Origin of the sequence: Bradyrhizobium monzae, assembly GCF_021458635.1 — a bacterium.
Classification (GTDB): domain Bacteria; phylum Pseudomonadota; class Alphaproteobacteria; order Rhizobiales; family Xanthobacteraceae; genus Bradyrhizobium.
On record NZ_JAIRDQ010000016.1, the window covers coordinates 116,404 to 127,435 of the forward strand.

Sequence of the window (11,032 nt, forward strand, 5' to 3'; positions counted from 1 at the left end):
GTTCAACGCAGGCGGAATTCTGCACTTCGATTTTTGTCCGCGCGAACCATGCCTGATGATCTCGTTGCTTTGCAACACATCCCGACGCGTGTTTAGATTTTGGTTGACGATCTTGCGAGGCTCGAATGGTGCGGGCCTTGCGGCCGTTGCGCTCGTGATTGCAATCAACGTGCCGGTTGATTGATTGCCGAAATGTCCCGAATGACTCGTCTCAGTGCGGCCGCGGACGCGTCGCAAACTTGCCTTTCGGTAGCGGGTAAAGCCAAACTCTATCTCCTGTTGCCGTCGCGACGGGCAAGGCCGTCACGAGTGCGGCGCAATCGACCATCATGATCGCCTCGTATCCAATGGGAACCCGTCATGGCCGTTCGCCGACTGACAGTTGCATTTGCGCTTCTCTGCGGCCTCGCCGGGGGCATCCCGGCCTCGTCGTCCGAGGAGCGCGCGATTGTCCTGGCCTCGACGACATCGACGCAGGATTCCGGCCTGCTTGACTATCTGCTGCCGATTGTCCGCGACAAGACCGGCATCGAGGTGACGGTGATCGCACGCCGCAGCGACGAGGTGCTCGACGGGGCACGGAGAGGCGAGGCTGACGTCGTGTTGATGCATGCCCGGCCGCAGGAGGAGAAATTCGTCGCCGACGGCTTTGCCACGAAGCGTTACGACGTGATGTACAACGATTTCGTGCTGATCGGGCCGAAGAGCGATCCCGTCGGTGTGAAGGGCAAGGACATCGCGACGGCGCTAAAGGCGATCGAGGCCAAGGGTGCGCCGTTCATAACACGTGGCGATCGTTCCGGCACCCACGCGGCGGAGCTTGCACTCTGGATCGTCGCCGGCATCGACATCGCCAGCACCAAGGGTGCCTGGTATCGCGAGAGCGGGCAAGGCATGACCGCTGCCCTCGACGCCGCGCGCAAGGCCAACGCCTATGTGCTCGCCGACCGCGCCAGCTGGATCGCCTTCAAGGAACGCGGCGATCTCGACATCATCGTCGAGGGCGACAAGCGGTTGCTCAACCAATACGGTGTCATGCTGGTGAACCCGGATAAGCATCCGAACGTCAGGAAGGAACTGGGCCAGATCTTCATCGACTGGTTGATCTCGCCGGAAGGGCAGGCGGCGATCGCCGGCTACAAGGTCGACGGGCAACAGGTGTTCTTCCCGAACGCGGACAAGCCGGGCGGCTGATTGGTCGAGGCACGAGCGGTTGCCAAACCGCGCGATGCGTGATCCATCACGAGGCATGACCCAGCGCCTGCCGCCCTCGCTGACGCCGCTCGACACCGCACTCGCCGTGCTGCTGCGTGGCGTCGGTCCGGTGGCGCCGGTCGAATTGCCGCTGACCGAAGCGGTCGGCTGTGTCGCCGCGGGGATGCCGTTGCTATCAGCCTATCCGCCGCGCGACATTGCCGCCGTAGACGGCTGGGCGTTGCGCGCCAACGATCTCGTCGGTGCGTCCTCCTATTCGCCGTTGCCTCTGACCGAGCTTCCAGTGTGGGTCGATGCCGGCGATGCGATGCCGATCGGATGCGACTGCGTGCTCGATGCCAGCGATGTCGAGGTGTCGGGCCCGCTCGCCCAGGCTCTGGCCGAGGGCATTCCAGGGCAGGGCGTCGGGCGTGCCGGTGGCGACACCGCAGACCGCTCGCCCGCGGCCGTGGCGGGACATCCCATCGATGCAACGACCCTGTTGCTCGCGCGTGTTGCCGATGTCGAAAGGCTGAGCGTCAGGCGTCCGCGGCTGCGCATCGTCAACGTGCCGGGCGCAACCGCGACGATGCAGATGATCACCGACCTCGCGCGCGCGGCGCGATTGGATGTGATCGCGCATGAAGCCGGCTCACGCGATGCGACGTCGATCGCGGAGGCGCTCGATGGCTCAGCCTGCGATCTGCTGCTGACGATTGGCGGCAGCGGCGCGGGTCGCGCGGATGCTGCGGTGACGGCGCTGGCTCGGCGCGGGGCGGAGTTCGCCCATGGTCTTGCGCTCCAGCCCGGACGCACCGCAGCCGCTGGGCGGCTGGGAAAAGTTCCCGTCCTTGCCCTGCCAGGGGCGCCCGGCTCGGCGCTTGCGGTCTGGTTCGCGCTGGTGCTTCCGCTCGTCGACAAAATGGCGGCGCGGCAGCCGCGCCGCCAAGTGACTCTGCCGCTTGCGCGCAAGATCGCTTCCAGCGTCGGCATTGCCGAGATCGCTCTGCTGGCCGAGGAACATAAGACGTGGATGCCGCTTGCAGTCGGTGAATGGCCGCTCCACGCCATTGCTGGAGCGCATGCATGGCTGCTCATTCCCGCCAGCCATGAGGGATTTGCGGCGGGCGAGCCGGTCGATGCTTATTTGATGCGGGAATGATATGGGTTCCGGCATGACGATGATCCCAAAAGCGCCGGGCCGCAGCGCGCTCGAACAGGAGCAATTCCTCAAGATCCTCTCGCGTGAGGAGGCGTTGAGACGCTTCGAGGCGGCTCTGTTTCCGCGCGCGATCCCCAGCGAGCAGCGCGGGCTTGGCGATGCACTCGGCACTGCGCTCGCCGAGGACATCACCGCACCGATCGACGTGCCGCCCTTCGACCGCTCCAATGTTGATGGTTTTGCCGTGCGCTCGGCGAATGTTTCCGCGGCCGGTGAAGGCGCACCCGTGCGACTCGCGCTGAACGGCGAGACAATTCACTGCGGCACCGTGCCCAAGCTGCAGGTCGCAGTGGGGACCGCAACGCCAATCGCCACGGGCGGCCCGTTGCCGCGGGGCGCAGATGCAGTGGTCATGGTCGAGCATACCCAGCCGACGGGCGTGGATGAGATCGAGGTTCGTCGCGCCGTCTCGCCGGGGCAGTTCGTGTCCTATGCCGGATCCGACATCGCGCGCGGCGAGGCGCTGCTGCGTGCCGGCACGATCATAGGCTCGCGTGAGATCGGCATGCTGGCGGCCTGTGGCATCGCCGAGGTGAAAGTTGCGCGGAAGCCGCGCGTCGCGGTGATCTCCACCGGCGATGAACTGGTGCAGCCCGGCGAGGCGCTTGCGCCTGCTGCGATCTACGACACCAATGGCGCCATCGTCGCGGCCGCGATCGACGAGAACGGCGGCGATGCAGTCTTGCTTGGCGCCATTCCCGACGACGAAGCCAGGCTCGAAGCTGCCATGCGCCAGGCGCTGGCGGATGCCGACATGCTGGTGCTCTCCGGCGGTACGTCCAAGGGGGCGGGCGATCTATCCCATCGCATCATCGGCCGGCTTGGCCAGCCCGGCATCATTGCGCATGGCGTAGCGCTCAAGCCGGGCAAGCCGCTGTGTCTGGCTGTGTGCGACGGGAAGCCGGTTGTGATCCTGCCGGGCTTTCCGACCTCCGCGATGTTCACCTTCCACGACATGATCGTGCCGGTGCTGCGCAAGATGGCCGGCCTGCCGCCGCGCTCCGATGCCAAGGTGAGCGCCATCGTGCCGGTGCGCATTGTTTCCGAGCTCGGCCGCACCGAATTCGTCATGGTCTCGCTGGTCGAGGGCAAGGACGGCCTGATCGCCTATCCCTCCGGCAAGGGCTCTGGTGCGATCACGTCCTTCGCGCAAGCCGGCGGCTTCTTGCGCATCGACGCGCTCGCCGACCAGATGCCGGCGGGGACCGAAGCAGAGGTCACTCTGTTTACGCCGCATGTGCGGGTGCCTGATCTCGTCATCGTCGGCAGCCATTGCACCGGCCTCGATCTCGTCACCGCACCGCTCGCGCGTGCCGGCCTCACCGTGCGCTCGATTGCCGTGGGCAGCCTCGGCGGACTTGCGGCAGCGAAGCGCGGCGAATGCGATCTCGCGCCGATCCATCTGTTCGACGACAAGAGTGAGACCTACAACACGCCGTATCTCGCTGAAGGGCTCGAGCTCGTTCCGGGCTGGCGGCGGATGCAGGGCATCGTGTTCCGCAAGGGTGACACGCGTTTTGAGGGGCTCGGCGCGAAGGAGGCCGTTGCGGCTGCGCCCGCCGACCCCACCTGCATCATGGTCAACCGCAACCAGGGCGCCGGGACGCGCATCCTGATCGACCGGCTGCTCGGTGGCACCCGTCCGGACGGCTATTGGAACCAGCCGCGCTCGCACAATGCGGTCGCCGCAGCCGTCGCGCAGCATCGCGCCGATTGGGGCATGACCATTGCGCCGGTCGCCCATGCGGTCGGCCTCGGTTTCATTCCGCTCGCGGAAGAACATTATGACTTTGCTTTGGTGACGGCGCGCAAGCAGCGGCCTGCAGTGCAGGCCTTTCTCGAAGCACTCGGCTCGGACGAGGCCAGAGCGGCACTGGAGCAAGCCGGCTTCCGGCCTGCGTAGACGACAAGCGAAGGTGCGGACCACGCGGGTGCAGGAGACCTCGCGTGCCAATATCTGGCTGAAGGAACGCACCGATACGAGTTGGGTCTACGGCTACGACGCCTGGTCGGTGCCGTTGGCGGCCTGAGCCGATGAACGCCCACGGCAGTCGCTGCGACTAACGGTCGTGAGCAATCCCATGACCGCGTTAACCTCCCGCAATTTTCGCAAGATCGCCGCCCTCGTGGCAGCCGCTGGCACGCTGTTCTGGCTCTACACATTCTATGCGATCGCCCATGTCCCGCAGGGCGATGGCACCGGCTTTCAATGGCTCGCGGTGTTTCCGCTCGGCATGATCTTTGGGCTGTTCTTCCTGCCGGCCTGGCTGCTGGTCGCCATCAATCGTCTGCCGCGGTTCACCACCCTGGTCGGCCTTGCCGGCCTGATCGCCTTCGCGATCATCTGGGCGCAGCTTCTCAACGAGTTTCCAAAATCGTAAGGCGTCTCAGGCCGCGTCATCCAGTGCCGCAAGGCGCTCGGCCTCGGCAATGTCGTCGACCGTGTTGGCATTGAAGAACGGATCGAGCGGCTCGGCCGGCCACGTCACGGTCGCCAGCTTGTAGCGCGCGGTCCAGCGGTCGATCTTGCGGAGATCCTCGACGACCAGCGCGTGACGCAACTCGTTGCGCAAGGCGACACGCCAGAGGCCGATCACCGGATGCGACTGGTTGCCGGATGCGGCGACCGCAAGCTGCGCGTTCTCCCGGGCCCGCGCCTCATGCAGCCGTGCGACGAGGTCGCGTGGCAGGAACGGGCAGTCTCCGGCGGCGCTGAGCACCCATTCGACCTCTGGCCGGTTCGCCGCGGTCCAGTCGAGCGCGGCCAGGATGCCGGCGAGCGGGCCGGGGAAGCCGGGCACGTCATCGGCAATGACCTGCAAGCCGAACGCGGCGAACCGCGCCGGATCGCCATTCGCATTGAGGATCAATGCGTCGCACTGGGACTTCATGCGCGCGATCACGCGTTCCAGGATGGTGCGGCCGCCGATGGTCCGCATCGGCTTGTCGCCGCCGCCCATGCGGCGTGCAAGGCCGCCCGCGAGCAGCACGCCAAGAGTTGATGGAATGCTCGTTGCCGGAGTACTAGTCGTCACCACCTTCGCCCTTGCGCTTGTGCTTCGCCGATTCCTCTTCGACGTAATCGAGGTTCTGGTCGTAGACGATCCGCTCCTCGCCGGCGAGCGCGATGAAGCGCTTGCCGCGCGTCCGTCCGACAAGCGTCAAACCCACCTGCCTCGCGAGATCGACGCCCCAGGCGGTGAAGCCGGAACGCGACACCAGGATCGGGATTCCCATCCGTACCGTCTTGATCACCATCTCCGAGGTGAGACGTCCGGTGGTGTAAAGGATTTTGTCGGAGGCATCGACGCCGTGGCGGTACATCCAGCCTGCGATCTTGTCGACGGCGTTGTGGCGACCGACGTCCTCGGTGTAGCAGAGCGGCTCGCCCTCCTTGCACAGCACGCAGCCGTGAATCGCGCCGGCCTCCAGATAGAGCGAGGGCATGGTATTGATGGTCTGGGTCATCTGGTAGAGCCAGGAGGTGCGCAGCTCGGCCTGCGGCAGCGCCACACTCTCGACCGCCTCGAGCAGATCGCCGAAGGCGGTGCCCTGCGCGCAGCCCGAGGTCTGCGTACGCTTCTTCAGCTTGGCTTCGAAATTGGTGTGGTGCTCGGTGCGCACCACCACCACCTGGAGATCGTCGTCGTACTCGACCTCGGTGACGGCGTCATTATATTTCAGCATGTTCTGGTTCAGCAGGTAGCCGAGCGCCAGATATTCCGGATAGTCGCCGATCGTCATCATCGTGACGATCTCCTGGGCATTCAAATAGAGCGTCAGCGGCCGCTCCATCGGTACCTTGATCTCGACCTTGGCACCGGTCTGGTCGGTCCCGGTCACGCTCTGGGTCAGGCGCGGGTCGTCTGGATTCGGGACGATCAGGGGCACCGGGCCTTTGTCGATCTTCATCATGGCCACGACGTTAGCATGACATTCGGGTCAAGCCGATATAAGCATGCTAGCGGAAAGCGGAAAATGCTTCCTCTCGTCATTGCGAGCGTAGCGAAGCAATCCAGGATCTTTCCGCGGAGACACTCTGGATTGCTTCGTCGCTACGCTCCTCGCAATGACGGGGAGGGGACGGTGGTTCCACCAGAGGCGTAGTTGTGCGCGGAGACGGACCCGGAATGAAAGTCATCGGCCTTGCAGGCTGGAGCGGTGCGGGCAAGACCACGCTGTTGACGCGGCTGATCCCGCATTTCAACGCGCAGGGCCTGCGCGTCTCCGTCATCAAGCATGCGCATCACCAGTTCGACGTCGATGTGCCCGGCAAGGATTCCTGGCGCCATCGCGAGGCCGGTGCGGCCGAAGTGCTGGTGGCCTCTGCGAACCGGTGGGCCTTGATGCACGAATTGCGCGGCGCGGCCGAGCCGCGGCTGCCGGAACTGCTGGGCAAGCTGTCTGCGGTCGATCTCGTCGTGGTCGAAGGTTTCAAGCGCGAGCCGCATCGCAAGATCGAGGTGCATCGCGCGGCCAACGACAAGCCGCTGTTGTTCCCCGACGATCCCGGCATTGTCGGGATCGCGACCGATGTTGCGGTTGAAACCCGGCTGCCGACTGTCCATCTCGATGACATCGCGGCCGCTGCGGCATTGCTGCTGCGCGCAGCGATGCCGGTCGAGGAAGCGGTTGCAAGAAGCGCGGCGATGCGCTGACGAGGCACCATGGCGCAACTGTCGGACGATTGCTTTGCCTTCGGCGGACCGATGATGTCGGTCGACGAGGCCGTTGGCTTGATCACGGCACGCGTCAGCGCGATTGCCGATCTCGAGACGGTGGCGCTCGTTGATGCCGACGGGCGCGTGTTGGCGCGCGATATCGCGGCGCCGCTGCCGCTGCCGCCCTTTACCAACTCCGCCGTCGACGGTTACGCCGTCGGCAATGTCGACCTTCCGCAAGAAGCGGAACGGGCATTTCCGCTCGATGGTCGCATCCAGGCCGGCGGTTTTGCACAAGCACCGATCAAGCCCGGCCACACCGCACGTATCTTCACGGGCGCGCCGATGCCCCCGGGCGCCGAGACCGTCTTCATGCAGGAAGACGTCCGCATCGACGACGCCGGCGAGATCGTGTTGCCACCCGGGCTGAAGCCGGGCGCCAACGTTCGCCCGGCAGGCGAGGACATTCCTGTTGGGCACGTCGCGTTACGCGCCGGCCAGCGGCTGCGGCCCCAGCACGTCGCGCTTGCCGCGGCCTTCGGTCTGACCCGGCTCGATGTCGTCAGGCGTATCCGAGTCGCCGTTTTCTCCACCGGCGATGAGTTGGCCTCGCCCGGCGAGCCGCGCACGGCCTCGCAGCTGTTCGATTCCAACCGCTTCATGCTGATGGCGATGCTGCGCCGTCTCGGCTGCGAGGTCTCCGATCTCGGCATTCTGCGTGACGAACGCACCTCGCTCGCGAACGGATTGAAGCAGGTTGCAGGCCAGCACGATCTGATCCTTACCACCGGCGGCGTCTCGACCGGCGAGGAAGACCACGTCAAGGCGGCGGTCGAGAGCGTCGGCTCGCTGGTGCTGTGGCGGATGGCGATCAAGCCGGGCCGGCCTGTGGCGATGGGCGTCATCGGCGGCACGCCGTTGATCGGGTTGCCCGGCAACCCCGTCGCGAGCTTTGTCACATTTGTCCATGTGGTGCGGCCGACGGTGCTGGCGCTCGCCGGCAGTCTGCCGGAGCCGCTGTTGCCGATCCCGCTGCGCGCGGCGTTCACCTACAAGAAGAAGCTGGGCCGCCGCGAATATGTTCGGGCGTCCTTGCGGCGCGCACCGGATGGCGCGCTGGAAGCGATCAAGTTTCCGCGTGAAGGCGCTGGGCTATTGTCGTCATTGGTCGAGACCGACGGCCTGATTGAACTGAATGAAGACGTTGCGCGCGTCGAGCCGGGCGAGCGTGTAGGTTTCCTGTCCTATGCTGATCTGCTCTAGGCGGTTGCATTGACGTCCTCGGCCCCTCCCGCCATGTTGCACCCATGACAAGAACAATGACCAGAACGACGCTTGATCTCACCGGGCTGAAATGCCCGCTGCCCGCCTTGAAAACGCGCAAGGCGTTGAAACCATTGCAGCCGGGCGATCAGCTCGAAGTGCGCTGTACCGATCCGCTGTCGGTGATTGACATTCCGAACCTGATCCGCGAGACGGGCGACACGGTGGAGATCACAGAGCGCAGCGAGGCGCACATCGTGTTCTTGATAGAAAAAGCGAATGGTCCAATAGGCAGCGTCAATGCTGCGCTGCGTTCTTGAGCGCGTTACCGCGCTGATACCGACCATTTATCTATCGACATCGATCACGGCTTCTGCCCAAATTGACCTTCTCCGTGCAGGCGCGGAGGTTGAGTGTTGTCTGCGATGCGCGGATCAGCGGGCCAGTTTCGAAGCCTGCAAATCGTATCGGGCATAGAGCCCCGATCGAGGGGTTAACTTTTCAGACGCGCGTGACGATCCTGGCGCGTGTCGGTGATTGTGCGGGGCAGCAGGGGCAACAGCTGCACAGCAATGGGCTGAGGAACAGGATAGTAGCGGCAGTCTTGCTCAGAAGGGCAGCTGCAGGGGAGGAATGCATGACGACAATTGAAAGCGCTGGAAGGATTTCAGGCGCTGGCGCCGGTTTTCTGGATCGCGAGCGAACAATCGCCAAAGTCGGCTTCAATCGCTGGCTGGTGCCGCCGGCAGCGCTGTGCATCCATCTGTGCATCGGCATGGCCTACGGCTTCTCCGTGTTCTGGCTGCCGCTGTCGCGCGCGATCGGCCTGACCGCGCCGAAAGCCTGCCCCGACATCTCGCTGTGGCAGGAGCTCTTCACCACGAGCTGCGACTGGAAGGTCGCCAGCCTCGGCTGGATGTACACCCTGTTCTTTGTCTTGCTCGGCGTCTCCGCCGCGATCTGGGGCGGCTGGCTCGAGCGCGCCGGTCCGCGCAAGGCGGGTGCCGTCGCCGCATGCTGTTGGGGCGGTGGTCTTCTGATCGGTGCTTTCGGCGTCTACGTCCACCAGCTCTGGATCATGTGGCTCGGCGCCGGCGTGATCGGTGGCGTGGGACTTGGACTCGGCTACATCTCCCCGGTGTCGACTTTGATCAAATGGTTTCCGGATCGCCGCGGCATGGCGACCGGCATGGCCATCATGGGATTTGGCGGCGGTGCCATGATTGGAGCACCTCTGGCCAATCTCTTGATCAACTACTTCAAGACGCCCACCTCGGTCGGCGTCTGGGAGACCTTCGTCACGATGGGGGTGGTCTACTTCGTCTTCATGATGATCGGCGCCTTCGCCTATCGCGTGACTCCCGCCGGCTGGCAGCCCGAAGGCTGGACCCCGCCGAGTGAGAAGAAGTCGATGATCACCGAGCATCACGTCCATCTCAACAACGCACACAAGACGCCGCAGTTCTGGCTGATCTGGTGGGTGCTCTGCTTGAACGTCTCGGCGGGTATCGGCGTGATCGGCATGGCCTCGCCAATGCTCCAGGAGATATTCGCAGGCAAGCTGATCGGGCATCCGGAGCTGACCTTCAGCCAGCTTTCGGTTGAACAGAAGGCAGCGATCGCAGCGATCGCTGCGGGCTTTGCTGGTCTGCTGTCATTGTTCAACATCGGCGGCCGGTTCTTCTGGGCGTCGATGTCGGACCTCATGGGTCGCAAGAACACCTACTACACGTTCTTCATCCTCGGCATCGCGCTCTATGCGCTGGCGCCGACCTTCGCGGCGATGGGCTCAAAGCTGCTGTTCGTGCTCGGCTTCGGTATCATCCTGTCGATGTATGGCGGCGGCTTCGCGACCGTGCCGGCCTATCTCGCCGACATGTTCGGGACCCAGTTCGTCGGCGCCATCCATGGCCGGCTGCTGACGGCGTGGTCGACCGCGGGCATCATCGGCCCCGTCGTGGTGAACTACATTCGCGAGTTCCAGCTCGCGGCAGGCGTTCCGCGGGACCAGCTCTACAACACCACCATGTACATTCTATGCGCCATGCTGATCGCGGGCTTGATCTGCAACTACCTGATCAAGCCAGTCGATCCGAAGTGGAACATGAGCGAGGCGGAGGTTGCCAAGCTTCAGGCAGCAAGCGCCAAGAGCGAAGCCGGCATCCAGCACGGCTCCTTCGGTATCGGCAAGGGCGGCTTGGACGTCAGGGCCGCGCTGTTCTGGGCCTTCGTCGGTGTTCCGCTGGCATGGGGTGTGTACAAGACGCTCGAGAGCGCGGTGAAGATCTTCTGATCGCAAACTCACATCGTCGCGGAATGCCGACGGCTCGGCATTCCGCGATGCTCGCCTTTCAAGTCAAGAATGGGATCTAGGGGGATTCTGATGCTTCGAACACGTATCTGCCTTGCCGCCATGCTGCTGGCAGCAGGCCTACACACCGCGTCCGCGCAAACCGCGGCTGCGCCCGCCACCACCGCGCCTGCCGCGACGACCGACGCCAAGCCGCCGGGCAAGATGAAGCTCACCATGCAAAAACTGAAGGACATGAAGGCGAAGTGGACCGCCAACAAGCCGAAGCTGAAGGCGTGCCGCGCCGAGGTGAAGGCCAAGGGACTGGTTGGCGACGATCGCTGGTTCTACATCCAGGACTGCATGGACAAGACCTGAGCCGGGTTCCGCGTTGCGTTTGCG

General features: G+C 64.5%; 11 protein-coding genes. 9 read left to right on the top strand and 2 right to left on the bottom strand.

Translation table 11 applies throughout. The features are described 5' to 3' along the window. The first annotated feature begins 360 nt into the window (after nucleotides 1-360). The 4 genes from K3F49_RS37055 to K3F49_RS37070 all read left to right on the top strand — a co-directional run bounded on the left by K3F49_RS37055 (nucleotide 361) and on the right by K3F49_RS37070 (nucleotide 4,797). Nucleotides 361-1,194: a substrate-binding domain-containing protein gene (locus tag K3F49_RS37055; RefSeq protein ID WP_234685799.1), complete on the top strand. Its 834-nt coding sequence runs from the start codon at nucleotides 361-363 to the stop codon at nucleotides 1,192-1,194. A 55-nt stretch (nucleotides 1,195-1,249) separates the two neighbouring features. Next, entirely contained in the window at nucleotides 1,250-2,356 is a 1,107-nt protein-coding gene (locus K3F49_RS37060; protein ID WP_234685800.1) for a molybdopterin-binding protein, read from the top strand. Nucleotides 2,357-2,369: 13 nt separating this feature from the next. Beyond that, nucleotides 2,370-4,319 (top strand): molybdopterin biosynthesis protein, encoded by a 1,950-nt coding sequence (locus K3F49_RS37065; RefSeq protein ID WP_234685801.1) that lies wholly within the window; start codon nucleotides 2,370-2,372, stop codon nucleotides 4,317-4,319. Nucleotides 4,320-4,497: 178 nt separating this feature from the next. After that, complete coding sequence (locus K3F49_RS37070; protein WP_234685802.1) at nucleotides 4,498-4,797, top strand: hypothetical protein; 300 nt, start codon at nucleotides 4,498-4,500, stop codon at nucleotides 4,795-4,797. 6 nt (nucleotides 4,798-4,803) lie between these two features. Here the strand turns inward: K3F49_RS37070 and mobA are convergent, their stop codons facing one another. Then, nucleotides 4,804-5,451: a molybdenum cofactor guanylyltransferase MobA gene (gene mobA, locus K3F49_RS37075; RefSeq protein WP_346657397.1), complete on the bottom strand. Its 648-nt coding sequence runs from the start codon at nucleotides 5,449-5,451 to the stop codon at nucleotides 4,804-4,806. Continuing rightward, nucleotides 5,441-6,331, bottom strand: coding sequence for a formate dehydrogenase accessory sulfurtransferase FdhD (fdhD, locus tag K3F49_RS37080; protein WP_234685803.1), 891 nt, complete (start codon nucleotides 6,329-6,331; stop codon nucleotides 5,441-5,443). The genes mobA and fdhD overlap by 11 nt, the downstream gene beginning before the upstream one ends. A 215-nt stretch (nucleotides 6,332-6,546) precedes the next feature. On the opposite strand from fdhD, the gene mobB reads away from it, so the two are divergent. The 5 genes from mobB to K3F49_RS37105 all read left to right on the top strand — a co-directional run bounded on the left by mobB (nucleotide 6,547) and on the right by K3F49_RS37105 (nucleotide 11,008). Next, nucleotides 6,547-7,074, top strand: a complete 528-nt coding sequence (mobB, locus tag K3F49_RS37085) for a molybdopterin-guanine dinucleotide biosynthesis protein B (RefSeq protein ID WP_234685804.1) — start codon at nucleotides 6,547-6,549, stop codon at nucleotides 7,072-7,074. Between the two features lie 9 nt (nucleotides 7,075-7,083). Further along, a complete protein-coding gene (locus K3F49_RS37090; protein ID WP_234685805.1) occupies nucleotides 7,084-8,340 on the top strand; it encodes a molybdopterin molybdotransferase MoeA in 1,257 nt (418 codons plus the stop codon). A 56-nt stretch (nucleotides 8,341-8,396) separates the two neighbouring features. Then, the gene (locus K3F49_RS37095) at nucleotides 8,397-8,660 is read left to right on the top strand and encodes a sulfurtransferase TusA family protein (RefSeq protein WP_234685806.1); all 264 of its coding nucleotides are present in this window, start codon (nucleotides 8,397-8,399) and stop codon (nucleotides 8,658-8,660) included. 317 nt (nucleotides 8,661-8,977) lie between these two features. Continuing rightward, nucleotides 8,978-10,633, top strand: a complete 1,656-nt coding sequence (locus K3F49_RS37100; protein WP_234685807.1) for an OFA family MFS transporter — start codon at nucleotides 8,978-8,980, stop codon at nucleotides 10,631-10,633. 90 nt (nucleotides 10,634-10,723) lie between these two features. Then, entirely contained in the window at nucleotides 10,724-11,008 is a 285-nt protein-coding gene (locus K3F49_RS37105) for a hypothetical protein (RefSeq protein ID WP_234685808.1), read from the top strand. Nucleotides 11,009-11,032 lie beyond the last annotated feature (24 nt).

What these genes read in the sequence shown, in the direction of transcription:
- K3F49_RS37095 (WP_234685806.1), top strand. Translation starts at nt 8,397, where the DNA reads ATGACCAGAACGACGCTTGATCTCACCGGGCTGAAATGCCCGCTGCCC.
- K3F49_RS37060 (WP_234685800.1), top strand. Translation starts at nt 1,250, where the DNA reads ATGACCCAGCGCCTGCCGCCCTCGCTGACGCCGCTCGACACCGCACTC.
- K3F49_RS37055 (WP_234685799.1), top strand. Translation starts at nt 361, where the DNA reads ATGGCCGTTCGCCGACTGACAGTTGCATTTGCGCTTCTCTGCGGCCTC.
- K3F49_RS37065 (WP_234685801.1), top strand. Translation starts at nt 2,370, where the DNA reads ATGACGATGATCCCAAAAGCGCCGGGCCGCAGCGCGCTCGAACAGGAG.
- fdhD (WP_234685803.1), bottom strand. Translation starts at nt 6,331, where the DNA reads ATGATGAAGATCGACAAAGGCCCGGTGCCCCTGATCGTCCCGAATCCA.
- K3F49_RS37105 (WP_234685808.1), top strand. Translation starts at nt 10,724, where the DNA reads ATGCTTCGAACACGTATCTGCCTTGCCGCCATGCTGCTGGCAGCAGGC.
- K3F49_RS37090 (WP_234685805.1), top strand. Translation starts at nt 7,084, where the DNA reads ATGGCGCAACTGTCGGACGATTGCTTTGCCTTCGGCGGACCGATGATG.
- K3F49_RS37070 (WP_234685802.1), top strand. Translation starts at nt 4,498, where the DNA reads ATGACCGCGTTAACCTCCCGCAATTTTCGCAAGATCGCCGCCCTCGTG.
- mobB (WP_234685804.1), top strand. Translation starts at nt 6,547, where the DNA reads ATGAAAGTCATCGGCCTTGCAGGCTGGAGCGGTGCGGGCAAGACCACG.
- K3F49_RS37100 (WP_234685807.1), top strand. Translation starts at nt 8,978, where the DNA reads ATGACGACAATTGAAAGCGCTGGAAGGATTTCAGGCGCTGGCGCCGGT.